We start from the raw sequence: 26,301 nt of genomic DNA, 5'->3' as shown, positions 1-26,301 counted from the left end.
GGGTCGTGACTCAGGAGATCGAGCTCGGCCGAGGCAAGCGCGCGCGTCGCGCATACACGTTCGACGACATCGCGGTGGTGCCCTCGCGGCGCACCCGTAACCCGGAGGACGTCTCCACGGCGTGGACGATCGATGCGTTCCCGTTCGAGATCCCGGTGCTCGGCGCCCCGATGGACTCGGTGATCAGCCCCCGCACGGCGATCATGCTGGGCCAGCTCGGCGGTCTGGGCGTGCTCGACCTGGAGGGGCTGTGGACCCGGTACGAGGATCCGCAGCCGCTGCTCACCGAGATCGCCGGTCTCGACGAGACCACCGCCACGTCGCGCATGCAGGAGCTGTACGCCGAGCCGATCAAGCCCGAGTTGATCAAGGCGCGTCTGGCCGAGATCCGCGAGGCCGGCGTCACGGTCGCCGGATCCCTCACGCCGCAGCGCACCCAGGAGCTGTACCAGACCGTGGTCGAGGCGGGCGTCGACCTGTTCGTCATCCGCGGCACGACCGTCTCGGCCGAGCATGTCTCGAGCGTCGCCGAGCCGCTGAACCTGAAGAAGTTCATCTACGACCTCGACGTGCCCGTGATCGTGGGCGGTGCCGCCACCTACACCGCGGCCCTGCACCTCATGCGCACCGGCGCGGCGGGCGTGCTGGTCGGCTTCGGCGGGGGAGCGGCGTCCACCACCCGCGCCACGCTCGGCATCCACGCGCCGATGGCCACCGCCGTCTCCGACGTCGCCGCCGCGCGCCGCGACTACCTCGACGAGTCGGGCGGCCGCTACGTGCACGTGATCGCCGACGGCGGCGTGGGAACCTCGGGTGACATCGTCAAGGCCCTCGCGACGGGCGCCGACGCGGTCATGCTCGGCGTCGCGCTCGCGCGAGCCACCGACGCTCCCGGCCAGGGCTTCCACTGGGGTCCCGAGGCGCACCACCCGAAGCTGCCGCGCGGTCGCCGTGTGGCGGTCGGCGGCGTCGCGACGCTCGAGGAGATCCTGTACGGCCCGGCCCCTGTGGCCGACGGCACCGCCAATCTCATCGGCGCGCTGCGCAAGTCGATGGCGACCACGGGCTACTCCGATCTCAAGGAGTTCCAGCGCGTCGAGGTCGTGCTCTCCCCGTACGAGTCCTGAACGTCCGCCGTTCTTGAACCGTCCCGTGTCGTCTCCGCAGCACTCCGCCGTTCCGACCCCGGAGTTCCCGCCGACCCTGCGCGAGGTCATGCTGCGCGGCCGCTGGATCGGCATGCTGCTGCTGTGCCTCGTGGTGGCCGGCGTGTTCGCCTGGCTCGGCCAGTGGCAGCTCGGCCGCGCCATCGACACGAACCCGCCGCCGCCGGGGGCCACCGAGAAGGTGCTGCCGATCGACCAGGTCGTGAAGCCCGGCGCCTACCTGGACGCACCTCTGGTGGGTCAGCGCGTCGAGACCAGCGGATCCTGGGTCCCCGATGACTTCCTCGTCGTGGCCTCGCGTTTCAACGACGGCGCCGAGGGCTACTGGGTGACCGGGCAGCTGCGCATAACCGGCGCAACGGAGCCCACCTCGCTCGCGGTCGCGATCGGCTGGGCTCCCGATGAGAAGGCTGCCAAGGCTGCCGTCCAGCGCCTGGAGCAGACGGCCGACGGATCCGTCGTCACCGTGACCGGTCGCCTCATCTCCGATGAGGGACCCGTCGCCCCGCCGAAGGACCAGCCGACCCGCATGGACCGGATGTCACCGGCGGCGCTGCTCGGCTTCTGGCACGACACCGCCGAGCTGAACGTCTACCGGCCGTACCTCGCTTCCGCCACCCCGCTCGGCGGACTCGACACGATCTCCTCGCCGGCGCCGGAGGAGCACTCCTCGGTCAACTGGCTGAACATCTTCTACGCCGTCGAGTGGGCGATCTTCGCCGGTTTCGCGTTCTACCTCTGGTACCGCCTGGCGAAGGATGCCTGGGAGCGCGAGGTCGAGGACTTCGACGAGCGGCACGGCACCGCCGGCGGCTGAGTCCCGCACTCTGCTGCGAGTTGAGTCCCGGCGCGCCACCGTGGGCCGCGGCCTGACCCTCGCGTCGGAGATGTGCGCTTCGCTCGGAGGGATTCCCGGATCCGGTCCGAGGATGGCGTACATCTCCGAAAGAGACGACCGCGAACCTCCCGCTCGTACGAGCAAGGAGCGCGTCTGCCCTGCACCTTCGCGCGCCATCCGATGAAGATCCGTTGTCCTGACAGTGAACTCCTCTCAGCGCGCCCCTAAGGTCCTTGAAGCCCACGCATAGCCTCGCTTAGGGTCGGGTCGTATGCGCCGTCCCCAGGCGGCGCCGTCGGCGGTCCCACGAGGCGGCCGGCGCCCCACCCCGCGAGGAGACAGCACCTTGACGAACGTCCCTGCCGACGAGAACCGCGTGGTTCCCGCCGTGAATCGCAGAAGGCGGGTGCGCCTGTGCGCGCTCGCCGCCACCACCATCAGCGCCGTCGGCGCCGGCGCCCTCGTGGCGCTCCCGGCCTTCGCCGACACCTCCGGAACCGGGGTGGTGATCAACGAGGCGTATCTCTCCGGCGGCAGCGCCGGCGCGGCGTTCACGAACAAGTTCGTGGAGCTCTACAACCCCACCGACGCGGCGATCGCGCTCGACGGCACCTCGATCCAGTACCGCTCGGCGACCGGAACCGGCGCCTCGAGCGGCGTCGTGCCACTCGTCGGATCCATCCCGGCGCACGGGTACTACCTGGTGCAGGGCGGCAGTAACGGCACCAATGGCGCCGCGCTGCCCGCGGCTGACGCGACCGGCGGCCTGAACCCCAGCGGCAGCTCCGGCACGCTCGCGCTGGTCAAGGGCGCGTCCGCGATCACCCTGCCGACCGGATCCGTCGCCGGCGGCACCGTCAGCCCCGACGTGATCGATCTGCTCGGCTACGGCACGTCCAACACGTTCGAGAGCGCCCCGGCCTCGGCTCCGGCCGGCAACACCGACGTGAAGTCGCTGAACCGCACGAACGGCGCCGACAGCGATGCCAACGGCACCGACTTCACCCTCTCGGCGAGCATCACGCCGACGAACACGAAGAACAACGGCACCGACCCGGGTCCCGACCCCGAGCCGACGCCGACCCCGACCCCGACGGACACCCCCGCTCCCGGTGCGGCGAAGGCCATCGCCGAGGTGCAGGGCACCGGCGACACCTCGCCGTTCGTCGACCAGACCGTCACCGTGCAGGGCGTCGTCACCGGCGACTACCGCACCGGCGGCTACAAGGGCGTCACGATCCAGACCGCCGGCACCGGTGGCGACGTCAAGACGGCAGGCGCCTCGGACGGCATCTTCGTCTACCTGAACGCGCTCGCCCCGTCCGTGGCGCGCGGCGACCTCGTCTCGGTGACGGGCAAGGTGTCGGAGTACTTCGGCCAGACGCAGATCACCCCGGCCACGGTGGGCGACATCTCCGTGGTGACGGCCGGCGCGGGCCTGCCGCAGCCGGTCGCGCTGCCCGACAGCGTGCGCGGCGCCGACCGTGAGGCGTACGAGAACATGCTCGTCGCGCCCACCGGTACGTACAAGCTCGCGTCCAGCCACCAGCTGTACAACTACGGCACGCTGTGGCTCAACGCCGGTGACAAGCTCAACGTCAAGGCGACCGAGCTCGCCCGCCCCGGCGCCGAGGCCGACGCGATCACCGCCGCCAACCGCGCGAACCGGATCCTGCTCGACGACGGCTGGTCGTCGCAGATCGGCAAGGGCGGACACACCGGCGGTCAGCCGTACTTCACCAAGGACACGGTCGTCCGCAACGGCGACACCGTGAGCTTCCCCGCCGAGGGCGAGGTCCTGCAGTACGGCTTCGACGACTGGCGGCTGCAGCCGGTGGTGCCGATCTCGGGTACGAGCGACGCCTCGCACAAGCCGACGTTCGGCAACGAGAACCCGCGCACGGACGCCCCGCCGGCGACCGGCGGCGACGTGAAGGTGGCGTCGTTCAACGTCTACAACTTCTTCACGACGCTCTCCAGCGAGAACGCCGACGCGCGTGGTGCGAAGACGGCGGCGCAGTTCCAGATCCAGCGTTCGAAGATCGTCTCGGCGATCAACGGCCTGGGCGCCGATGTCGTCGGTCTCATGGAGGTCGAGAACGGGCCGAAGTTCGGTCTGCCGCTGGACGCGCCGCTGCAGAACCTCGTGCAGGGGCTCAACGACGCGGCCGGATCCAATGTGTGGGACTACGTCCGCACGCCGCAGGCGCTGAACGACGCGTCCATCACCGACGCGATCACCACCGCGATCATCTACAAGAAGGCGTCCGTCACGCTCAAGGGCGATGCCTCGACCATCGTCGATGAGACCGTGTTCGGCAACGCGCGCGAGCCGATCGCGCAGACGTTCCAGACCGCCCAGGGTCGCGTGCTCTCGGTCGTCACGACGCACCTGAAGTCGAAGTCCCCGCCGCAGAATGCGGGACCGGAGCCGGCCGACGGCCAGGGCTTCTTCAACGCCGACCGCGTCGCGCAGGCCAAGGCCGAACTGGCCTTCGCGCAGAAGGTGCAGAACGACTCGGGCAGCGGCGACGTGTTCCTGGTCGGAGACTTCAACGCCTACGGCAAGGAGGATCCGATCGACGTGTTCACCCAGGCCGGGTGGACCGACGTCGAGCCGACGCACGCGGCGGGGCAGTACACCTACTCCTTCGACGGTGAGCTCGGATCCCTCGACCACGTGATCGCGTCGCCGTCCGCAGCGAAGGCCATCACCGGCGCCGGCGTGTGGAACATCAACTCGCCGGAGTGGAGCGACCGCGGCTACGCGTTCGCCGCCACCGAGGCGGGCACGCCGTACCGCTCCAGCGACCACGACCCGATCGTCGTCGGGCTCAAGGGCGCAGCGGATCCGGTCGACATCAACATCGCGACGATCAACGACTTCCACGGACGCATCGAGGCCGACGGCGCCGCCGCCGGCGCCGCGGTCGTGGCGGGCGCGGTCGAGCAGTTCCGCAAGCAGAACCCGAACACGATCTTCGCGGCTGCCGGTGACCTCATCGGCGCCTCCACGTTCACGTCGTTCATCCAGCAGGACAACCCCACGATCGACGCGCTGAACGCCGCCGGTCTCGACGTGAGCGCGGCCGGCAACCACGAGTTCGACCAGGGCTACGCCGACCTCCGCGACCGGGTCATCCCGCGTGCGGACTGGACGTACCTCAGCTCGAACGTGTTCCTCACCGCCGACGGCAAGCCGGCCCTCACCCCGGCGTGGGTGAAGGACGTGCAGGGCATCAAGGTGGGCTTCATCGGCGCGGTGACCGAGGATCTGCCGACCCTCGTCTCGCCGGACGGCATGAAGGGCCTCGAGGTGCGCGACATCGCCACCTCCGTGAACCAGGTGGCTGCCACGCTGAAGGACGGCGATGAGTCCAACGGCGAGGCCGATGTGATCATCCTGCTCGTGCACGAGGGCGCGACCACCACCGATGTGGCCAGCATCACGCCCGAGTCGCGTCTGGGCGAGATCGTGAACGGCGTCGACAAGAGCGTGAACGCGATCGTCTCGGCGCACACGCACCTCGCGTACAACCACGTGATCGACGGACGCCCGGTGGTCTCCGCCGGCCAGTACGGCGAGAACATGGGCCTGATGGACCTCAAGGTCGACCCCGCCACGAAGAAGCTGCTCTCGATCACCAACGAGATCAAGCCGCTCACCGTCAACAAGGTGCCGCAGTACCCGGCCGACCCCGCGGTGCAGGCGATCGTCGACGCGGCGAAGAAGAAGGCCGACGAGCTGGGTGCTGTGAAGCTCGGCGACATCACCGCCGACTTCAACCGCGCACGGCAGAGCGACGGCAAGACGGAGAACCGCGGTGGCGAGTCCACCCTGGGCAACTTCGTCGCCGACGTGCAGAAGTGGTCCACCGGAGCCGACTTCGCGGTGATGAACCCGGGTGGTCTGCGCGCCAACCTCACCTACGCGTCCAACGGCGCGGGGGATGCGGACGGCAGCGTCAGTTACCGGGAGGCGGCGACGGTGCAGCCGTTCGCCAACACCCTGATGACGGTGAAGCTCACCGGCGCCCAGGTGAAGCAGGTGCTCGAGCAGCAGTGGCAGCCCGCGGGTTCCGCGCGTCCGTTCCTCAAGCTCGGCGTCTCCAAGGAGCTGACCTACACGTACGACCCGGCCGCTGCGGCGGGGTCGCACATCACGGGCATCTTCGTGAACGGCGCACCGATCGATGCGGCCGCGACCTACACGGTGGGGGCCAACGCCTTCCTCGCGGCAGGCGGCGACGCGTTCACGGCGTTCCAGCAGGGCGCCGACAAGAAGGACACCGGCAAGGTGGACCTGCAGTCGATGGTCGACTGGTTCGCCGCGAACAAGACCGCGACCCCGGATCTCGCTCAGCGCGCGGTCGGTGCGGTGCTGTCCGCTCCGACGGATGCGGCCGGCTACAAGCCGGGAGAGAGCGTCACCCTGAACCTCACCTCGCTCGCGTTCACCGCGGGGGAGCAGGCTCCGGGCGGTGTCACGGTCTCGCTCGGCGGTTCGCCGCTCGCGACGTCCGCGGTCGATGGGGCCATGACGCTCGACGCGTACGACGAGGCGGGCAAGGCCACGCTGACGTTCGCGATCCCCGCGGGCCTCAACGGCGCGCAGACGCTGCACGTCGCGGTCGCCGGCACGGGCACCGCTGTCGACCTGCCGATCACGGTGGCAGGTCAGACCGGGCCGTTCCAGGGGACCGTCGAGGTCGCCGGCAACGGCAAGGTGCAGGCCGGCGGTCCGGTGGCGATCCATGGGGCGAAGTTCACCCCGGGTCAGACCGTGACGCTGGAGCTGCGCGGCAAGAAGGGCGAGGTCGTCGCACTGGGTACGGCGGTGGTCGGTGTGGACGGTGCGTTCTCGGCGGCACCCGTCGTGCCGAAGAGCACGCAGCCCGGAAAATACACCCTCGCGGTCGTGCAGGCCGACGGCAACCAGGCCACCGCAGCCGTGCAGGTCAGCCGCGGCAACGGCCACGGCGGCGTGCTCGAGGTGATCGGCACGGTCTTCGGCTGGGTGTGGGATCTGCTGAAGTCCTTCTTCGGCTGATCCGCCACGGTGCGATCAACGGAGGCCGTCGGGTTCGCCCGGCGGCCTCCGTCGTCCGTGCCGTGGGCCGGCCCTGTCGGGTCGGTAGGGCGAGCCGGCCCCTCGGTCAGGCCTGATCTGTTCGAGGCGAGGCCGTCGAGGATCGTACGACCAGGGTCGTCGACAGCTCCGTGCGGGCTGCAGGGGTTCGGCCGAGTCGAAGCTGGACGAGTGCGTCCACGGCGGCAGCGCCCATCTGCGCTAGAGGCTGGCGGATGGTGGTCAGCGGCGGATCCGTCCAGCCCGCAGGCGGCAGATCATCGAAGCCGATCACCGAGATGTCGTCGGGGATGCGCAACCCCTGCTCGTGAAGGGCGTGGATCGCCCCGATCGCGGTGTCGTCGCTCGCGGCGAAGATCGCTGTGGGCGGCTGGGCGAGCGCCAGCAGGGTGTTCGTCGCGGCGAGTCCTTGATCCATGCCGTAATGCGCGCGAACGACGAGGTCGTCGTCGACGCGGAGCCCGGCCTGCAGCATCGCCGCCTGGAAGCCCGCAAGGCGCGCGATCGCGTTGTCCTGGTCGAGCGATCCCGTGATCGTCGCGATGCGCCGGTGGCCGAGGGCCAGCAGATGCTGTGCGGCGTCGAAAGCGCCTTGGAAATTCGTGGCGGCGATCGACAGTGTGCCCTCGGGGGCACGGTGCAGCGGATCCACCACGACGAGGGGGACGCCGGCCTCGGCAAGAGCGCGACGTGCGTCATCGCTCGGCACGGCGACGACGCTCAACAACCCGTCGGTGCCCCGGGCCAGCGCGTGCCGCACCCAGTCATCGCAGTCGTCGGGTGACGGTTCCACGGCGAGCACGACGTCCTTGCCGTGCGTTCGTGCGGCCTCGACCGCGCCGCGCACGACGGCCTCGGACCATGCTCCATCGAGGCTGACGACGCGGACATCCAGGAAACCCGTGGTTGCTCGGGGGCGGATCGCATAGCCGTGCCTTTCGAGCACCGCGGTGACGCGCTCCCGCGTGGCGAGGGCGACGTCGGGGCGCGAATTCAGGACCTTCGAGACGGTGGGAACGGAGACTCCGGCCTCCGAAGCGATCAGGTCGAGGTGGACTGCCATGGTTCCCTTCATCGGACTTTCCGAAAACACTATCGCACGCTCCGGCAGAAGAAAAGCGATTCTGGCAGTAGACGGATCGAGCTTTGCGCCCTAATATTTCGACAACAGCAGTCGAAATTTCGTAAAGACATGTCGAAACACGAAGGAGTGCGCATGCGAAGGTTGCGAGCCACCACGATCACGGCGATGGCGCTCGGCGCCGTCCTGATCCTCTCGGGATGCGGGCGCGGGGCTGCCGGCGAGGCCGGTGGGCAGGGGTCCGCCGGACCGGCCGCCGAGGGCAAGGCCGATGGCGTCGTCGAAGTCTGGACGGCCGGCGGCCACGCCGACAATCTCAAGCTTCTCGCGAAGCCGTGGCTGAAGGCGAATCCGCACGCCACCCTGAAGGTCACGGATGTGCCCTGGGATCAGGTGATCACGAAGGTCCAGACCGCGACGGCTGCGGGGAAGGGCCCGGACATCATCATGACCGGCAGCGATCAAACGGCCACCGCGATCGGCATGGGTGCCTTCGAGCGGGTGCCGGACGGCGTCTACGACACGAAGGACTTCTACCCGGCCGCGGTGGACTCGGTGACCGGCCAGGACGGTTCCTACGCGATGCCCTGGTACGTCGAGACCCGCTTCCTGTTCTATCGGAAGGACATCGCGGCCCAGCTCGGCCTGTCGGCGCCGAAGACCTGGGCGGACATCGAGACGATGGCGGCTGCTTTCAAGGCCCGCCCCGGAGGGACCTACGGCATCAGCCTGCCGCGACCGGTCGAGCAGCCCGCGCAGGTCATCGTGCCGTTCGACTCGCAGGCCGGAGGAAAACTGACGGACGGGAAGAAGTGGACCATCGACACGCCTGAGCTGATCTCGGCGCTGGACTTCTACGCCGGCTTCTTCGCGCGTCACGAGGCGCCTCTGGAGACGACCGACGCCACGTTCGAGAACGGCGGCACGCCGATGTTCATCTCGGGACCGTGGATGCTCGATGTCTTCTCGCAGGCGATCAAGACCAGCACAGCGCCCGCCGACTTCACCATGGACGCGGTCGGCTACACCGTGTTCCCGACCGGTCCCGGCGGCAACAACAACCAGTACATCGGCGGGGGCAACCTCGGCGTCTTCGCCTCGGCGAAGAACAAGGCGTCGGCATGGTCGCTGCTGTCGTGGATGGGGAAGAAGACGCAGCAGGAGGAATGGTTCGGCCTGCAGAAGGAGCTCCCTGCGAACATCGCCGCCGGTGAGATCCCGTCGATCCAGGACAATCCCGTGACGAAGGTGCTCATGCAGCAGATGAAGGACACCGTCGCGATGCCGAACTATCCGGCGTGGTCGCAGATCGCGGATCTCCTCGGCAAATACTCGGAGCAGGTCGCCAGCGGGCAGATCACGAGTGCGCAGGCCGCGAAGGAGATCCAGGCCAAGGCGGACGGGATCGGGCTCGGGTGGTGAACAGCACGCCGAAGCGGCCGGGGAAGACTTCTTCCCTGGCCGCGCAGCGCCGCCGCTCGGCGCTCATCGCGTGGATCTTCGTCGCGCCGTTCGTGCTGACGTTCGGTGTGTTCGGCATGATCCCGCTCGTGAGCTCGTTGGCGATGTCGTTCACCGACCTCAGGGCGCGCGACATCCGCAACCCGTTCAACGTCGATTTCGTCGGGTTCGCGAACTTCGTCACGGTCCTCACCGACGAGTCGTTCCTGCACGCGCTGCGCAACACGCTGTTGTTCGTCGTGATCGGGGTGCCCGCCACGATGTTCATCGCGTTGGTCCTCGCGGTCCTGCTGAACTCGCTGAGCCGCCGGGTGGCGACGTTCTTCCGCGTCGGCTACTACATGCCGGTGATCACCACGATCGTCGCCGTCGCGATCGTGTGGCGCCTGATGTACCAGGACACCGGGGTCATCAACACGATCCTCGGCTGGATCGGGATCAACGGACCGAACTGGCTGAGCGATCCGCACACGGCGCTCCTCGCCATCACGGTGATGGCGATCTGGCGGAACATCGGCGGATCGATGGTCATCTTCCTTGCGGGGCTGCAGAGCATCCCGTCGGAGATCAACGAGGCGGCGTCGATCGATGGGGCCGACGCCAGGCAGAAGTTCTTCCGGGTGACCATCCCGATGATGATGCCGACGATCCTCCTCAACACGATCCTCATCACCACCGGGTACATGCAGTTCTTCGACGAGCCGTTCGTGATGACGAACGGCGGCCCGCTGGACTCGACGACCTCGATCGCATTGCAGGTCTACAACCAGTTCAAATACGGGAACTATTCGGTCGGGGCAGCAGGCGCGTACGTCCTGTTCGTGCTCGTCGGCATCCTGGCGATCGTCCAGTTCCGCTTCTTTCGGCAGAGGACCTGACCATGACCGTTACGCGCACGCATCGGCCCCCGCTCCGCTGGGGCAATCTCCTGGTGATGATCGTCCTCTCGATCGGCCTCGCCGCCACGATCCTGCCGTTCGTGTGGATGGTGCTCGGAGCGTTCAAGACGAACGCCGAGATCATGGCACGACCGGTCACGTGGTGGCCCGAGCATCCGACGCTGGACAACTTCACGGCATGGCTCTTCGAGTTCGACATCGTCCGACCGTTCGTCAACTCGGTGATCCTGGCCGGCGCCACCGTCGCGACGACCCTGCTGTTCTCATCGATGGTCGGCTGGGCGCTGGCGAAGATGAGCTTCCCCGGGAAGAACGTGATCATCGTCGTAGTCCTGTCCACCATGTTCGTCCCCGGGATCGTCACCCTGATCCCGCAGTTCGTTCTGATCGCGAACCTGGGCATGGTGAACACCTACTGGGGGCTGATCCTCCCCGGCATGGTCGGAGCGTTCGGCGTCTTCCTGATGCGGCAGTTCATGCTCGAGATCCCCGACTCCCTGCTGGATGCCGCCCGGATCGACGGAGCAGGGGAGTTCCGGACGTTCTTCCAGATCGTCCTGCCGCTGTGCAAGGCGCCGCTGGCGACGCTCGCGATCTTCACGTTCATGGGGTCGTGGAACAGCTTCCTCTGGCCGCTGATCATCTCCCAGGACGATTCGATGTACACCCTCCCGGTATCACTGGCGCTGTTCTCGTCGGATGCCGGTGGACATGGGACGGAGTTCGGACTGCAGATGGCCGGATCGTTCCTCATCGTGATCCCGGTGCTCGTGCTCTTCATCGCGATGCAGAAGCACTTCGTCCAGGGCATCGCGATGACCGGCATCAAATGACCGCACCTTCTCAAAATCCATCCGAAGGGATCCACACCGTATGACTGCATTCACCCCCGCGATGACTGCATTCACCCCCGCGCCCGACCGATTCCTGTGGGGCGCCGCGACGGCGGCGCATCAGGTCGAGGGAGGCAACGTCAACACGGGGCACTGGGAGCTCGAGTATGCACCGGGGACCACTGTCCCGGAGCCGTCGGGCGACGCCTGCGATTCCTACCACCGCTTCCCCGAAGACATCGGGCTGCTGGCGGAAGCCGGACTCAATGCTTACCGGTTCTCGGTGGAGTGGGCACGCATCGAACCCGAGGAGGGGGTCGTGTCGCGTGCCCAGCTGGATCACTACCGACGCATGATCGACACGTGCCGAGATCGCGGCATCGACCCCGTCGTGACGCTGCATCACTTCACGTTCCCGCGCTGGTGGGAGCATGACGGCGGCTGGTACTCGGACCGCAGCACCGACAGGTTCCGCAGGTTCACCGAGATCTGCACGAGCGTCCTCGACGATGTGGACCGGGTGATCACGATCAACGAGCCGAACATGATGGTCAATCAGACCGAGGCTCGTATCGACACCGAGAACGGCGTCAACTTCCCTGGCCCCTCTCCGTACGTCGCCCGCGCGATCGCGGCCGCGCACCACGCGTCGACCGAGGTGCTGCGTGAGTTCGGCGGGGTGCGATCGGGGTGGTCCGTGGCGAACCAGGTGTTCCAAGCGGTACCGGGCTGGGAGGCGCAGCGCGACGAGTGGCAGTACTGGCGGGAGGACTTCTTCCTCGAGCAGGCCCGAGGAGACGACTTCATCGGCGTGCAGTCCTACTTGCGCACGATCATCGGGCCCACCGATGACGCGGACGGGTTCGGCCCGCAGCCCTGGCCCGAAGGCACGGAGCGGACGCTGACCGGGTGGGAGTACTACCCCGAGGCGCTGGGTCATGCGCTGAGGCACACCCGCGACGTGACCGGCGGCGTCCCGATGATGGTCACGGAGAACGGTATCGCCACCGCCGACGATCGCCGACGCATCCAGTACACGACGGGCGCGTTGTCGGCGATGGCCGAGGCGATGGCCGACGGGTGCGACGTCCGGGGCTACCTGCACTGGTCGCTTCTCGACAACTACGAGTGGGGCTCGTTCCATCCGACCTTCGGGCTGATCGCCGTGGATCGCGACACGTTCGCCCGCACCCCGAAGCCGAGCCTGGCCTGGCTGGGCGGGCTCGCTCAGCGCAACGTCATTCCGCGGGCCTGACCGCTCGGTCGTTCGCCGGGATCGGGCATCACCTCCGGGCGCTCGATCCCGGCCCGACCGCTCCTGGACCGGAATCGGGAGGAACATCCGGCGATTAGACTGGAGGCATGCCCGAACCGAAAGCCGCGAGCTTCCCGGCCATCCGCGGGGCGCTGAAGTTCTACCAGATCGCTTCCGTGATCACCGGCGTCATGCTCCTGCTCCTGGTCACGGAGATGATCCTCAAGTACACCCCCATCCATCTCGAGCTCTTCGCGGGCGGATCCGGCGGCTTCCTCTGGTTCGCCCCGGTCGTCGAGGGCGTGCACGGAGGGCTGGAGTCCACCGGCAACGGACTGAACCTCTCGATGGGGATCCTGGTCGCGCACGGCTGGTTCTACGTCGTGTACCTGTTCGCATGCTTCCGCGTGTGGAGCCTGATGCGCTGGCCGTTCCTGCGCTTCATCATGCTCGCTCTCGGCGGCGTCGTGCCGTTCCTCTCCTTCATCATGGAGACCCGCGTCGCCCGTGAGGTGAAGGCGTACCTCGTCCGCCGCGAAGCCGCCGTCGCCGACCAGTCTTCCTCGACCACTCCCGCCACGGAAGGTGCCCGTTGACCGACATCACTCCCGACACCGAGCAGCGTCCCGCCCTCGTCGTCGACTTCGGTGCGCAGTACGCGCAGCTGATCGCCCGCCGCGTGCGCGAGGCCGGGGTCTACAGCGAGATCGTGCCGCACACCGCGACCGCCGCTGAGATCGCGGCCAAGAATCCGGTCGCCCTGATCCTCTCCGGCGGTCCGTCTTCGGTGTACGAGGAGGGCGCGCCCCAGCTCGACCCCGCCGTGTTCGAACTCGGCGTCCCGACCCTCGGCATCTGCTACGGCTTCCAGTACATGGCGCGCACGCTCGGCGGCGAGGTCGCGAACACGGGCCTGCGCGAGTACGGTGCGACTGACGCGATGATCCCGGTCAACGACTCCACCCTGCTGGGCGGCCAGCCCGCGGAGCAGAACGTGTGGATGAGCCACGGCGACCAGGTCGCCAAGGCGCCGGAGGGCTTCGAGGTGCTCGCCTCGACCGGATCCACCAAGGTCGCCGCGTTCGCCGACGAGGAGCGCAAGCTCTACGGCGTGCAGTGGCACCCCGAGGTGAAGCACTCCGACCACGGCCAGGAGATCATCGAGAACTTCCTTCACAAGGGCGCGGGGCTCCCCGCCGACTGGAACAGCGACAACGTCATCGCTGAGCAGGTCGAGCGCATCCGCGCCCAGGTCGGCGACGCCCGGGTGATCTCCGCGATGTCCGGCGGCGTCGACTCCGCCGTCTCGACCGCGCTCGTGCACAAGGCGATCGGCGACCAGCTCACCGCCGTCTTCGTCGACCACGGCCTGCTGCGTCAGGGCGAGCGCGAGCAGGTGGAGCGCGACTACGTCGCCTCGACCGGCGTGCGCCTGATCACCGTCGACGCGGCCGACACGTTCCTCGGCCACCTCGCCGGCGTGACGGATCCCGAGACCAAGCGCAAGATCATCGGCCGCGAGTTCATCCGCGCGTTCGAGCAGGTGCAGCGCGACCTCGTCGAAGAGGCGAAGGCGTCGGGCGAGAAGGTCAAGTTCCTGGTGCAGGGCACGCTGTACCCCGACGTCGTCGAGTCCGGCGGCGGCGCGGGCACTGCGAACATCAAGTCGCACCACAACGTCGGAGGCCTCCCCGACGACCTCGACTTCGACCTGATCGAGCCGCTGCGCACCCTGTTCAAGGACGAGGTGCGCGCGATCGGCCGCGAGCTCGGGATCCCCGAGGCGATCGTCGGCCGCCAGCCGTTCCCCGGCCCCGGCCTCGGGATCCGGATCATCGGCGAGGTCACCCGCGAGCGCCTGGACATCCTGCGCGAAGCCGACGCGATCGCCCGCGAGGAGCTCACGCTCGCCGGCCTGGACCAGACCATCTGGCAGTGCCCGGTCGTGCTGCTCGCCGACGTGCGCTCGGTGGGCGTGCAGGGCGACGGCCGCACCTACGGCCACCCGGTGGTGCTGCGCCCGGTCTCCAGCGAGGACGCGATGACCGCCGACTGGACCCGCCTGCCGTACGACGTGCTCGCGAAGATCTCGAACCGCATCACGAACGAGGTGCGCGAGATCAACCGCGTCGTGCTCGACGTGACCTCGAAGCCGCCGGCGACCATCGAGTGGGAGTGAACTCCCGTTGAAACGTCGAGAGGGTGCGGTCTTCGGTCCGTGCCCTCTCCGCGTCTCGGCGTCTTCGCACCTCCGCTCGCCGGTCTTTCTGCTCCTGATCGCTGCCCTTGTTCCGTTCACTGGTCGCATATTGCGGGTTTGAGCGCGCCAGTGTCGCCGTTTGCGACCAGCGAGCGAAGTAGTTGCAGCCTCGGCAGGTCAGCCCAGGTGCTTCAGCGCCTCGCGCCGGCTCAGCGGGGAGAGGTCGGGGTGCGCGTCAACGAACGTGCGGACCCAGTCCGAATCCGCCCGAGCGTGATCGCGCAGCGCCCAACCGATCGCCTTGCGGATGAAGAACTCGTCCGCGCCGAGGTTGGCCTCGATCACGTCCGAGAGCAGGGCGTGATCGACGCGGTCCTTGCGCTGCAGCTGCGCGATGATCGCGGCGCGGCGGATCCAGAAGTCCTCGTCATCCGCCCACACGCGCAGTTCCACGGCCAGTTCGGCCGGATGCGTGTCCAACAGGTCGGCGAGGCGGTGCGCGACCTCGTCGACGTGGTCCCACCAGGCGCCGGTGCGGATCATCTCCTCGTGCACGTCCAGCAGATCCAGCCGCCCGCGCAACGGCCGCAGCGCGATCAGCGCCTGCGCCGCGTAGCGCTCCTCGCGGTGCTCGGCTCCGCGCCACAGGTCGAGCGCCGCTTCGCGCAGCTCGTCCGCATCCGTGACCCCGCGCGCGGCCTCCCGGCTGAGGCGGCGGACATCGGGCACCCGCACCCCGAGGAATGGCATCGCCGACTTCATGTAGGCCTGCTGACCGGGGGCGAGGGCAGGATCCGCTGCGTCGCGGAGAACCTCCCGGATGGCGTCGGCGAGCGGCGAAGGGGATGTCACATCTGCAGTGTAGAAATCTTTCGGAGAATCTTCGACGGACTGTCGATCCGGCGTCTTCTCGTTCGACGTCCTGAATGAGAGGGTCGAGACACGACCCCCGATGAGGAGACAGAGATCATGAAGTTCATGCTGATCATGCGCGCAGACGACCAGGGTGTGCGGGCGTACCAGGACATGCCGTTCGAAGAGGTCATCGCGGCGATGGGCCGGTACAACGAGTCGATGATCAAGGCGGGCGTGCTGCTCGCCGGCGAGGGCCTCACCGACGCCGCCGAGGGCTTCGTAGTGGACTTCTCGGGCGAGACGCCGCTGGTGACGGACGGCCCCTACGGCGAGACGAAGGAGCTGTTCAACGGCTTCTGGATCATCGAGGTGTCCACCCGCGAGGAGGCTGCGGAATGGGCCAAGCGCGCTCCGCTCACCCCGGGCGCCTCCCTCGAGGTGCGCCGCGTCACCGAGATGGAGGACTTCCCGGCCGACAACGAGTGGATCCAGAAGGAGGCCGGCTGGCGCGAGGAGGCGGCCGCCCGCGCGGCCGAGTGAGGCCGATGTCAGCATCCGATTCCGCGGCGACGGCGGGCTCCACGACGGAGCGCGCCGTCGCCGCGGTATGGCGCATCGAGTCGGCGCGGATCGTCGCGACCTTGACCCGGTTCACCGGCGACTTCGGCCTCGCCGAGGACCTCGCCCAGGACGCGCTTCTGGAGGCGCTCGCGCAGTGGCCCCGTGACGGTGTGCCCGCGAACCCCGCCGCCTGGCTGACCGCGGTCGCCAAGCGCCGCGCGATCGACGGCTGGCGGCGCCGCGAGCGCTACGATGACCGCCTCGCCGTCATCGCGCACGATCTGGAACGCGAGCAGGATGCCGCGCTCGACGCACCACCGTGGGATCCGGACGCGATCGACGACGACGTGCTGCGCCTGGTCTTCATCGCCTGCCATCCTGTGCTGTCGCGCGAAGCACGCGTGGCGCTCACGCTGCGGGTTGTCGGCGGCCTCACCACCGAGCAGATCGCACGGGCGTTCCTCGTGCCGACCGCCACAGTGCAGCAGCGGATCGTGCGCGCCAAGAAGACCCTCGCCGCCGCGAAGGCTCCGTTCGAGGTGCCTCCGCGGCAGGAGTTGCCGGAGCGGCTCAGCGCCGTGCTGGGCGTCCTGTATCTCGTGTTCAACGAGGCGCACGCGGCGACGGCGGGGGAGGACCTGCTGCGTCCCGACCTGGGGCGCGAGGCGATCCGGCTCGCGCGGGTGCTCACCGCCCTGCTGCCGGCCGAGCCCGACGTGCACGCGCTGCTCGCGCTCATGGAGCTCACCGCGGCCCGGTTCCCGGCCCGGGTCGACGCGCAGGGGGATCCGGTCCTTCTCGCGGATCAGGATCGTCGCCTGTGGGATCGCGGCAGGATCGCGCGTGGACGCGCGGCGCTGGCCCGCGCGGACGCGTTCGGCCGGGGCCGGGGCGCCTACGCGCTGCAGGCCGCCATCGCGGAATGCCATGCGGTGGCTCCATCGGTCGAGGCGACCGACTGGCCCACTATCGTGCTGCTGTACGAGGCGCTCGGACGGATCGCGCCGTCGCCGGTCGTGGAGCTCAACCGGGCCGCCGCCGTCGCGATGGCCACGGGCCCCGCCTCGGCGCTGCGCATCATCGACGCCCTCGCCGAAGGCGGCGCACTGCGCGGCTACCATCTGCTGCCCGCCACCCGCGGCGAACTGCTGCTGCGGCTCGGGCGCGCGGACGAGGCACGGTCGGAGTTCGCGGTGGCCGCCGCGCTCGCGGGCAACGACCGGGAGCGCGCGCTGCTCGAGCAGAAGGCGCGCGGCTGAAACGACGAAGGCCGCCCTCCGAGGAGAGCGGCCTTCGTGCGGATCCGGTCCGCGTCAGTTGTTGCCGCGGGCGATCGCGATCATGCGCAGGATCTCGACGTACAGCCAGACGACGGTGACCATGATGCCGAAGCCGCCGAGCCAGCCGTAGACGCGCGGGGCGCCGTTGCGCACACCCTGCTGGATCTGGTCGAAGTCCATCACCAGCGAGTACGCGGCGAGGAACACGACGAGCACGCCGATGATGAGGCCGAGCGGAATGCCGGCGATCTTGGCGCTGTAGAGGCCGAACATCATGTCCTGCGGCAGCACGTTGAAGAGCATGAGCCCGACGTTGAGCAGCGAGAAGACCAGGTAGCCGAGCATCGCGATCATCACGATCTTGGTCATCTTCGCCGAGGCGCGCACCTTGCCGCTGGCGAACAGGGCCAGGGTGACGGCGACGACGGCGATGGTGGCGAGGCTGGCCTGCAGCACGATGCCGGGCCACATCACCTCGAAGAACGCGGAGATGCCGCCGACGAACAGGCCCTCGAACGCCGCGTACGCGAAGATCAGTGCGGGGCGCACCTTCTTGCGCGAGGTGAAGCTGACGACCATCGCGAGCACGAAGCCGCCGAGCGCGCCGACGAGCCACGGCCACAGGGCGATCTTGCTCATCGCGGCGGCGCGCACGTACGGGTCGGTGGTGTCGGGCACCGCGGCGCCGCCGAGGGTGAAGAACCAGCCGATCACTGCGAAGACGAGCAGGATGCCGAACAGGCCCGCGGTCTTCCACACGGTGTCCTCGACGGTCATCCGATCGGTCTCGATCGCGCCCGCGGACGGAGCCGTGTACATCCCCTCCAGGTTCGCGTTGACGGCGGCCTGCTGGGCCGCGGCGAACTGGCCGGCGGGCGGCGGCGGGGCGTACTGCCCGTTCTGGGCACCTGCCTGGGGGCCTCCCGGATAGGTCGCGACAGAGCGCGGATCCTTCTCCTTGAACGCCGGGTTGTTGAACACGAAGTTGCTCATGGTCGGCCTCACTCCTCAGAAGTGGTGGTCATCTTCCCTCTACGATAGCGGCGGATCCTACGAGAGGCACTGCCGTACGCTGAGAGCGTGACCCGACGGATCCCGCTCGACGTCCCCCTGCTCATCGGCCATCGCGGTGCCCCCGGCTATCGGCCCGAGCACACCGCCTCCTCCTACCGCCTGGCGTTCGCGATGGGCGCGGATGCGGTCGAGCCCGATGTCGTCGCCACGGGCGACGGCGTGCTGGTGATCCGGCACGAGAACGAGATCTCCGGCACCACCGACGTCGCGGATCATCCCGAGTTCGCGGATCGGCGCACCACGAAGCGCATCGACGGCGTGCTGCTCACGGGCTGGTTCACCGAGGACTTCACCTGGGACGAGCTGGCCACGCTGCGCTGCCGGGAGCGGATTCCCGCGCTGCGACCCACGTCCGCGGGCTTCGACGACACCGAGCCGATCCTGCGGCTGTCCGATCTGCTGGCGCTCGTCGCCGAGGCCACGGCCGAGCACGGCCGTGAGCTCGGCATCGTGCTGGAGATCAAGCACGCCACGTTCTTCGCCGGGATCGGGCACGACCTGGCAGCGCTGGTCGAGCGCGACCTGCGAGCCGCGGGCTGGGGGTCGGGCGAGCATCCGCTGTGGATCGAGTCGTTCGAGCAGACCGTGCTCGGTGACCTGCGCGGGCGCGGCGTGCAGGGGACGTACGTCTATCTTCTGGAGGCCGAGGGAGCCCCCGCCGACCTCGTCGCGCGGGACGGCGCGGTCGCGTCGGCCTACGCGGAATGCCTCACCCCGACCGGGTTGGACGGCCTGGCCGAGGTCGTCGACGGCATCAGCGTGGACAAGCTGATCCTGCTGCGCAGCACGGGGTGCGAGCTCGTCGCGGAGGCGCATGTGCGCGGACTCGTGGCGTTCACCTGGACTTGCCGCCCCGAGAACGCCTTCCTCGACCGGCGCTACCGTGCAGGCGGCGGCAAGGCCGCATTCGGGGACTACCGCGCGGAGTGGGCGGCGATCGCCGCGACCGGCGTCGACGGCGTTTTCGTGGACCACCCGGACATCGGCCTGGCCGCGTTTCGGGAGTGAGCGAAGGGCATTCCCGGGCGCAGATCCCGTGAGCGGGGCGCGTAGGAACAGAGCGATTCGCGTAACCGGTCACTTTCCTGGGAGTCTCCTATGCTGACCGGATGGACGGAATCGTCGCGGAGGGGATCGGCCGGTCGTTCGGGGGCGTGCACGCGGTGCGCGAGGCGACGTTCCGGGCAGAGCCGGGCAGAGTCACGGGGCTCGTGGGTCCCAACGGAGCCGGGAAGACGACGTTGCTGCTGATGCTCGCGTCGCTGCTCGCGCCGGATCGCGGCCGCATCCGCGTCGGCGGGGTCGATCCGATCGTGGATCCGACCGCGGCGCGTCAGGTGCTGGGCTGGATGCCCGACGCGCTGGGCGCCTGGCCCTCGTTGACCGTGCACGAGAGCATCGTGACCACCGCGCGCCTGCACGGCCTTCCCCGTGCGGACGCGCAGCGCCGGGCGGCGGAGCTGCTGGGCCTCGTGGGACTGGATCCGCTCGCGGCGACCCCGGCCAAGGTGCTCTCCCGCGGGCAGAAGCAGAAGCTCGGTCTCGCGCGCGCTCTCGTGCACGATCCGCAGGTGCTGCTGCTCGACGAGCCGGCCTCGGGCCTCGACCCGGAAGCGCGCGTGCAGTTGCGGGTGCTGTTGCGCCGGCTCGCCGCGGAAGGTCGCACCGTCCTCATCTCCAGCCACGTGCTTTCTGAGCTCGAGGAGGTCGTCGACGACACGGTGTTCCTCGTCGCAGGAACGGTCGTGGATGCGCCTGTGGTGCAGGCGCGGGCGTGGCGGATCCGCATCCTCTCCGACCGGATCCCCGACTCTCCCGAAGGGGGGAGCGCGGCGACCGAAGGGGGGAGCGCGACGACGGCCTGCCCGGATCGTCGCGCGAGCGTCGCGGCCGCTCTCGGCATGGTTCCCGAGTCCCTCGGCATCGATCGAGGCGACGTGCTCGCCGTCTTCGCGGACGACCGGGACGCAGCGGCGGGGCTCGCCCGTCTGGTGGGACAGGGGCTCGCGGTGAGCGCGTTCGCGCCCGCGCAGAGCGAACTGGAGCAGGCGTTCCTCTCCCTCGGAGAGCCGCCGCACGATGGGGGGAGCGCCCGATGAACGCATCGCGCGTCTGGACCATCGCCCGCCTCGAGCTCACGCAGCGGCTGCGCAGCCCCGGCTGGTACATCCTGCTCGGCGTGTTCGCGCTCGTCCTGCTCATCGTCACGGTGCTCGCGCTCATGGCGTTCTCCTTCACTCCGACCGTCGGATCCGGCGCCTACTCCGTGATCGTCATGCTGGTGCTGCTGCTCGTGATGCTGATCTCGCCGACGCTGAGCGGATCGTCGATCAACGGGGATCGCGAAGCGGCGACGCTGGCGAGCCTGCAGATCACTCTCGCCAGCACCGGCGACATCATGCTGGGCAAGCTCCTGGCGGCGATCATCACGGGCGCGGCGTTCCTCGTCGTGGCCGTGCCGTTCCTCGTGGTCTCGATGCTCGTGGGGGCCGTGCGCCCCGACGTGCTGCTGGTGTCGCTGCTCGTGCTCGCCGCGGAGATCGTGATCGTGGCGGCGATCGGCGTCGGCTGGAGCGGGCTGGTCGCACGGCCGCTGTTCTCCGTCGCGAACACGTATCTCGTGGTGGCCGCGCTGTGCGTCGGCACCCTGCTCGCCTTCGGTCTGGCAGGATCCGTGATCCGCACGGATGTCGAGGTGCGCACCCGTGTCTGGGATTCGCAGGACGGGCCGGACTGCGACCGCTGGGAGACGCAGACCGTACAGCAGCCGCGCTTCGACTATGTGTGGGGATTCCTCGCGGCGAATCCGTTCGTCGTGCTCGCCGACGCCACGCCGACGACCTATTCGGCATATGGCTCACCGAATGACATGTTCGGCGGGATCAAGCTCTCGGTGCGCTCTGCGCAGCTTCCTCCGCAGACGCTGAACACCTACGACCCGTGCCTGGCGAGCCCCGACGGTGGGCGCCCGACGGCCGAGGAGATCATCGAATCCACCACGCCGAGCTGGTTCGTCGGGCTCGGGATCCAGATCGTGATCGCCGCGGGCCTCTTCGCGGGAGCGTGGGCGCGCACGCGCACCCCGGCGCGGCGGCTGCCGCCCGGAACCCGGATCGCCTGAGCAGCGCCTCTTCGAGGGAAGGGGCGCCGCGCTCGGCCGGGATCGATGTCGCCGGTCGGACCTAGACTTGTGAGGTCATGAGCGAAGCCCCTTCCCCCGTCATCATTCCGCCCGGATCCTCGTTCGGAGGGGTACGCGGAGCGGCCTCCAGCGCGGCCGACGACCTGCTCGCGGGGCTCAACCCGCAGCAGCTCGACGCCGTCACCTACCGGGGTCAGGCGCTGCTCATCGTCGCCGGCGCGGGGTCGGGAAAGACCAGCGTGCTCACCCGTCGCATCGCCCTGCTGCTGCGCCAGCGCGAGGCCTGGCCCAGCCAGATCCTCGCGATCACCTTCACGAACAAGGCCGCGGGCGAGATGCGCGAGCGCGTGGAGCAGCTCGTCGGGGATTCCGCGCGCGGAATGTGGATCTCGACGTTCCACTCGGCGTGCGTGCGCATCCTGCGCCGTGAAGCGGAGCAGTTCGGCTTCACGAAGTCCTTCACGATCTACGACTCCGGAGACTCGCGTGCGCTGATCAAGCGGCTCGTCAAGGAGCACGAGGCCGACGCGTTCGGCTTCACCCCCGCGGCGATGCAGTCCCGGATCTCCAAGCTCAAGAACGAGCTGCAGGACGCGGAGTCCTACGCCCGGCAGGCGAACATGTCGGATCCGGCGGAGCGCGTCTTCGTCGAGGTGTTCGCCGATTATCAGCGCCAGCTGCAGAAGGCCAACGCCTTCGACTTCGACGACCTGATCGGACAGACCGTGTATCTGTTCCGCGCCTTCCCGCAGATCGCCGACACCTACCGGCGCCGCTTCCGGCACATCCTCGTCGACGAGTACCAGGACACCAACGCCGCCCAGTATGCGCTGATCCACGAACTCACCCGGCCCGTGCAGCGCAACGCGCCGGAGCCGTATGCCTCCAACGGCATGATGATCTTCGAGCCGGATCCGCACCAGGCGGGCGGTGGGGAGCCCGGTGCGTCGCTCACCGTCGTCGGAGACTCCGATCAGTCGATCTACGCCTTCCGTGGCGCCGACATCCGCAACATCAGCGAGTTCGAGCGCGACTTCCCCGGCGCGAAGGTCGTGCTGCTGGAGCAGAACTACCGCTCCACGCAGAACATCCTGTCGGCGGCCAACGCCGTGATCAGCAACAACTTCGACCGCAAGGACAAGAAGCTCTGGAGCGACAAGGGATCCGGCGACGCGATCGTCGGTTTCACCGGCTACTCGCAGCACGACGAAGCGCAGTTCGTCGCGGATGAGGTCGAGGCCCTGCGCCGTGCCGGCATGCCGTACGGCGAGATGGCGGTCTTCTACCGCACCAACTCGCAGTCCCGCGCGCTGGAGGAGATCTTCATCCGCTCCGCTGTGCCGTACAAGATCATGGGCGGCACGAAGTTCTACGAGCGCGCCGAGATCAAGGACGCGCTCGCCTACCTCGTCGCTGTCGCGAACCCGGCCGACGAGATGGCCGTGCGGCGGATCCTGAACAAGCCGCGCCGCGGCATCGGTGACGTCACCGAGACCTCGATCGCCCGCTTCGCCGAGGAGCACGGTCTGAGCTTCCGTGACGCGCTCGCCCACCCGACCCAGCTCGGCGTGGGCCCGAAGATCCAGGCGGGCATCGCTCAGCTCGACGCCGTGCTGCGCGAAGCCACGGAGATCATGCTGCCCGCCTCCGGTGAGGTGGCGCCGCCCACCGCCGTCGCAGAGGGACTCACGCTGCTGCTGCAGCAGAGCGGCTACATGGATGCGCTGCGCGCGAGCCGCGACCCGCAGGATGAGGCGCGTCTGGAGAACCTCGACGAGCTCATCGCGGTGACCCGCGACTTCGCCCGCAACAACCCCGAGGGCACGATCGCCGACTTCCTCACCGAGGTCGCCCTCGTCTCCGACGCCGACGATCTCGAGGACGAGTCGGGCGTGGTCTCGCTCATGACGATGCACACCGCGAAGGGGCTCGAGTTCGATGCGGTGTTCGTGACGGGCGTTGAGGAGGACCTCATCCCGCACCGGATCTCCGCGAACGAGCCGGGCGGTCCGCAGGAGGAACGCCGCCTCTTCTACGTCGGCATCACCCGCGCCCGCAAGCGCCTGCACCTGTCGCTCGCGATGACCCGCGCCCAGTTCGGCGAGGTGTCGGTGGCGATGCCGAGCCGGTTCCTGCAGGAGATCCCCTCGGAGCTCATCGACTGGCGGCAGTCCCCTGGAGATGTGAACTCGCGCGGCGGGATGCAGTCCCGCGCGCTGAACGCCCGACGTCCGGGCGGATCCGGGTCGGGCGGATTCGGCGGTGGATCCGGCTCCGGCGACCGGTTCGCTCCGCGGGCGCTGCCGAAGCGGGACGGGCTCAAGCCGCTGTCGACCGCGATGGACAAGTTCCCGAACCGGGTCACGGCGAAGGTGCGCGACAACGGCGACCTCGAGCTCGCCGCTGGAGATCGCATCCGCCACGACGACTTCGGCGAGGGCAAGGTCGAGGCGATCACCGGTGAGGGGGCGAAGCGGATCGCGCACGTGCGCTTCGACGCCGCGGGCCAGAAGAAGCTGCTCGTCAAGATCGCCCCGATCGAGAAGATCTGATCGTCTGCGGGCCTCGTCGCGGGGCGAGAGGCGAGCCGGTCCCGGTTTAGGCTGGGGCAATGGGCCTTTTCTCGCGCCGTAAGAAGCAGGACGACGACGTCACGCCGGAGTCCGCTCCCGCCGCTGCAGAGGATGTCGCTCAGCACGACTCGCCGAGCGCGGAAGAGGTCGGGGCCGAGCCGTCGACCGACGCCACCGCCCCGGTCGTGAACGTCTCCGTGCAGGCCTTCCGCGGACTGGGCTCGCCCTCCGGCCCGGCGGTCGCCCCTCCCGCCGAGACCCCCGAGGCCGGCCACGACCTGATCGACCCCGTGGGCGACGAGACGCCGATCGTGCAGGCGCAGGCGCAGGCGCAGGCGCAGGCGCAGGCGCCGTCGGGGCGTCCACCGCTTCCGCTCGCCCCGGCTGACCCTCCCGAGCCGACAGAGTCGATCCCAGGCATGCCCGACAACGTGCTGCTGCGCGAGGCCCTCGCGATGCTCGGGGAGGATGCGAGTCAGGCCGAACTGCTCGGCGTGCTGCGCCAGTCGCTGCAGGGCAACCTGTTCCTGCGCGTGAGCGGAGACGCCGGCGAGCAGATCAAGGAGGGCAAGCCGCTGGCCATCGCGGTCGTCAACGACGGCGAGAACTCCTTCATGCTCGCGTTCAGCTCGGCCGCGGCCGTACGCGACTCCGTGCAGCAGGGCGACGAGGATCCGACGGAGACCTCGGCTGTCGTGCAGCCCGTGCAGGCGGTCTATCAGAACGTCGTCGACGGACCGTTCGCCGGCCTCATCATCGACAACGCCTCCGAGCCGCACCGTGTGGTGTTCCCCTCGGAGATCCTGCAGAAGGCGCTGGAGGAGGCGGATCCGACTTTCGCGGTCAAGGCCCTGCTCGCGGCGCCCCGCGAGGCGGACTCCGAGGCTCGCGTGGCCGAGGCGCTCACCACCGCCCGGCTCTGGGTGGCGGTCAGCGATGTGGACGGCGACGGGCAGTACGGGGTGGCGGAGGCGCACACCGCTGACGGCGCACGTTACCTGCAGCTGTTCAGCCACCCGCTCGAGGTCATCGCGCTCGGCCGTGGCGATCAGCCGCTGCCGTTCACGGCCGAGCAGATCGGCGCCGTGCTCGTGCAGCAGCCCGAGATGAGCGGTGTGCTGGTCGACGCGGCGGGTCCCGCGATCGCGGTGAGCAGGGACGCGCTGGGACCCGTGATCGCCCTCGCGCCGGCGGAGTAGCGGCCGACGCAGAGCGCGTCCTGGCCTCGTTGCGGGCCTCCTCAAGGTCTCTCCTCAAGGTTGTGCAAAGGAAGCCTGAAGACCTGTTCAGTGGTCTTGTCAACCGGTATTCCGGAATCCAGTATGGGAGACATCAGGTCCCATACGACGCAAAGGATTCTCATGGACACCGTGACACCCACCGCCCGCAACCGCCGGAAGGTCCTCGCTGTGCTCGCCGGTGGCCTCGTCCTCGGCGTCGGCGCGGCGATCACGCTCGCGGCCTGGAACGACTCCGAGTTCGCGACCGGCACCTTCACCGCCGGCTCCTTCAATCTGCAGGGGTCGACCGACGGCACCACCTATGCCGACCACGCCACGGCACCGGGAGCAGGCCTCACCTTCTCCGCGAACTTCGGCAACATGACGCCCGGCGACAGCGTGTACGCGTCGTATTGGCTGCAGCTCGACAAGAACACGACGAGCCCCGCGACGGTCACACCGGCTCTCGATGCCACGTCCGGCACGGGAACCAACGCATCGGCCATCTCGTACAAGGTCTACTCGGTCCCCAATGCGACCGCGTGCGACGTGAACGTGGCCACCACGGGCACGCTCATCCTGTCCGGAGCGAACCTCAGCACCGCCACCGGCGCGACCACGTTCCCGCTCGCCAAGGGCACTCCGCCGACGACGGCCGGCGCCGCGCAGAAGCTGTGCTTCGTCGCGACAGCCGGAACCCAGGCGGTGCTGCAGCAGGGTGGCGCCGGAACAGCGGTCTGGAAGTTCACCGCGACCTCGAACTGAGCGCGCCGC

At 68.9% G+C, this 26,301-nt stretch carries 20 protein-coding genes; 17 read left to right on the top strand and 3 right to left on the bottom strand.

All coding sequences use genetic code 11. The annotated features are described in order from the left end of the window. Positions 1–5 precede the first annotated feature (5 nt). From AB4078_RS14630 to AB4078_RS14620, 3 genes are all read left to right on the top strand, one after another. Positions 6–1,127: a GuaB3 family IMP dehydrogenase-related protein gene (locus AB4078_RS14630; RefSeq protein WP_440733924.1), complete on the top strand. Its 1,122-nt coding sequence runs from the start codon at positions 6–8 to the stop codon at positions 1,125–1,127. A gap of 88 nt (positions 1,128–1,215) precedes the next feature. Next, on the top strand, positions 1,216–1,983 hold the full coding sequence (locus AB4078_RS14625) for an SURF1 family protein (RefSeq protein WP_441977769.1): 768 nt from the start codon (positions 1,216–1,218) through the stop codon (positions 1,981–1,983). Between the two features lie 367 nt (positions 1,984–2,350). Next, entirely contained in the window at positions 2,351–7,054 is a 4,704-nt protein-coding gene (locus AB4078_RS14620) for an ExeM/NucH family extracellular endonuclease (RefSeq protein ID WP_441977728.1), read from the top strand. Between the two features lie 106 nt (positions 7,055–7,160). Here AB4078_RS14620 and AB4078_RS14615 read toward each other — a convergent pair whose 3' ends face one another. Continuing rightward, positions 7,161–8,156, bottom strand: coding sequence for a LacI family DNA-binding transcriptional regulator (locus AB4078_RS14615; protein WP_440733922.1), 996 nt, complete (start codon positions 8,154–8,156; stop codon positions 7,161–7,163). A gap of 153 nt (positions 8,157–8,309) precedes the next feature. Between AB4078_RS14615 and AB4078_RS14610 the strand changes: the two genes are divergently transcribed. From AB4078_RS14610 to guaA, 6 genes are all read left to right on the top strand, one after another. Further along, complete coding sequence (locus AB4078_RS14610) at positions 8,310–9,596, top strand: extracellular solute-binding protein (protein WP_441977727.1); 1,287 nt, start codon at positions 8,310–8,312, stop codon at positions 9,594–9,596. Next, positions 9,593–10,513 carry a carbohydrate ABC transporter permease gene (locus AB4078_RS14605; protein WP_440733920.1) on the top strand — a complete coding sequence of 307 codons (921 nt, stop codon included), beginning with the start codon at positions 9,593–9,595 and terminating at the stop codon, positions 10,511–10,513. Before AB4078_RS14610 ends, AB4078_RS14605 begins: the two co-directional genes overlap by 4 nt. A gap of 2 nt (positions 10,514–10,515) precedes the next feature. After that, entirely contained in the window at positions 10,516–11,367 is an 852-nt protein-coding gene (locus AB4078_RS14600) for a carbohydrate ABC transporter permease (RefSeq protein WP_441977726.1), read from the top strand. A 40-nt stretch (positions 11,368–11,407) separates the two neighbouring features. Next, entirely contained in the window at positions 11,408–12,622 is a 1,215-nt protein-coding gene (locus AB4078_RS14595) for a glycoside hydrolase family 1 protein (RefSeq protein ID WP_441977725.1), read from the top strand. A 107-nt stretch (positions 12,623–12,729) separates the two neighbouring features. Further along, entirely contained in the window at positions 12,730–13,218 is a 489-nt protein-coding gene (locus AB4078_RS14590; protein WP_441977724.1) for a DUF3817 domain-containing protein, read from the top strand. Positions 13,219–13,223: 5 nt separating this feature from the next. Next, positions 13,224–14,801: a glutamine-hydrolyzing GMP synthase gene (guaA, locus tag AB4078_RS14585; protein ID WP_441977768.1), complete on the top strand. Its 1,578-nt coding sequence runs from the start codon at positions 13,224–13,226 to the stop codon at positions 14,799–14,801. 198 nt (positions 14,802–14,999) lie between these two features. Here guaA and AB4078_RS14580 read toward each other — a convergent pair whose 3' ends face one another. Continuing rightward, positions 15,000–15,674 (bottom strand): DNA alkylation repair protein, encoded by a 675-nt coding sequence (locus tag AB4078_RS14580; protein ID WP_441977723.1) that lies wholly within the window; start codon positions 15,672–15,674, stop codon positions 15,000–15,002. Between the two features lie 117 nt (positions 15,675–15,791). Between AB4078_RS14580 and AB4078_RS14575 the strand changes: the two genes are divergently transcribed. Both AB4078_RS14575 and AB4078_RS14570 read left to right on the top strand, forming a co-directional pair. Beyond that, positions 15,792–16,217 (top strand): YciI family protein, encoded by a 426-nt coding sequence (locus AB4078_RS14575; protein ID WP_441977722.1) that lies wholly within the window; start codon positions 15,792–15,794, stop codon positions 16,215–16,217. Positions 16,218–16,222: 5 nt separating this feature from the next. After that, positions 16,223–17,497 (top strand): RNA polymerase sigma factor, encoded by a 1,275-nt coding sequence (locus tag AB4078_RS14570; RefSeq protein ID WP_441977721.1) that lies wholly within the window; start codon positions 16,223–16,225, stop codon positions 17,495–17,497. Positions 17,498–17,551: 54 nt separating this feature from the next. Here AB4078_RS14570 and AB4078_RS14565 read toward each other — a convergent pair whose 3' ends face one another. Further along, the gene (locus AB4078_RS14565) at positions 17,552–18,511 is read right to left on the bottom strand and encodes a Bax inhibitor-1/YccA family protein (RefSeq protein ID WP_440733913.1); all 960 of its coding nucleotides are present in this window, start codon (positions 18,509–18,511) and stop codon (positions 17,552–17,554) included. An 87-nt stretch (positions 18,512–18,598) separates the two neighbouring features. On the opposite strand from AB4078_RS14565, the gene AB4078_RS14560 reads away from it, so the two are divergent. The 6 genes from AB4078_RS14560 (at position 18,599) to AB4078_RS14535 (ending at position 26,292) form a co-directional block, all read left to right on the top strand. Next, complete coding sequence (locus AB4078_RS14560) at positions 18,599–19,600, top strand: glycerophosphodiester phosphodiesterase family protein (protein WP_441977720.1); 1,002 nt, start codon at positions 18,599–18,601, stop codon at positions 19,598–19,600. Between the two features lie 101 nt (positions 19,601–19,701). Next, a complete protein-coding gene (locus tag AB4078_RS14555) occupies positions 19,702–20,691 on the top strand; it encodes an ABC transporter ATP-binding protein (RefSeq protein WP_441977719.1) in 990 nt (329 codons plus the stop codon). Further along, entirely contained in the window at positions 20,688–21,713 is a 1,026-nt protein-coding gene (locus AB4078_RS14550; RefSeq protein ID WP_441977718.1) for an ABC transporter permease, read from the top strand. The genes AB4078_RS14555 and AB4078_RS14550 overlap by 4 nt, the downstream gene beginning before the upstream one ends. A gap of 77 nt (positions 21,714–21,790) precedes the next feature. Continuing rightward, the gene (locus tag AB4078_RS14545) at positions 21,791–24,286 is read left to right on the top strand and encodes an ATP-dependent helicase (protein WP_441977717.1); all 2,496 of its coding nucleotides are present in this window, start codon (positions 21,791–21,793) and stop codon (positions 24,284–24,286) included. Between the two features lie 59 nt (positions 24,287–24,345). Next, positions 24,346–25,506, top strand: coding sequence for an SseB family protein (locus AB4078_RS14540; RefSeq protein ID WP_441977716.1), 1,161 nt, complete (start codon positions 24,346–24,348; stop codon positions 25,504–25,506). Between the two features lie 162 nt (positions 25,507–25,668). Further along, the gene (locus AB4078_RS14535; protein ID WP_441977715.1) at positions 25,669–26,292 is read left to right on the top strand and encodes a SipW-dependent-type signal peptide-containing protein; all 624 of its coding nucleotides are present in this window, start codon (positions 25,669–25,671) and stop codon (positions 26,290–26,292) included. Positions 26,293–26,301: the final 9 nt, after the last annotated feature.

The sequence above is a fragment of the Microbacterium sp. 2MCAF23 genome (assembly GCF_052115565.1).
GTDB lineage: Bacteria > Actinomycetota > Actinomycetes > Actinomycetales > Microbacteriaceae > Microbacterium.
Note: the sequence above shows the minus strand (reverse complement) of the source record. Positions and strands in the feature narration are given on the sequence as shown.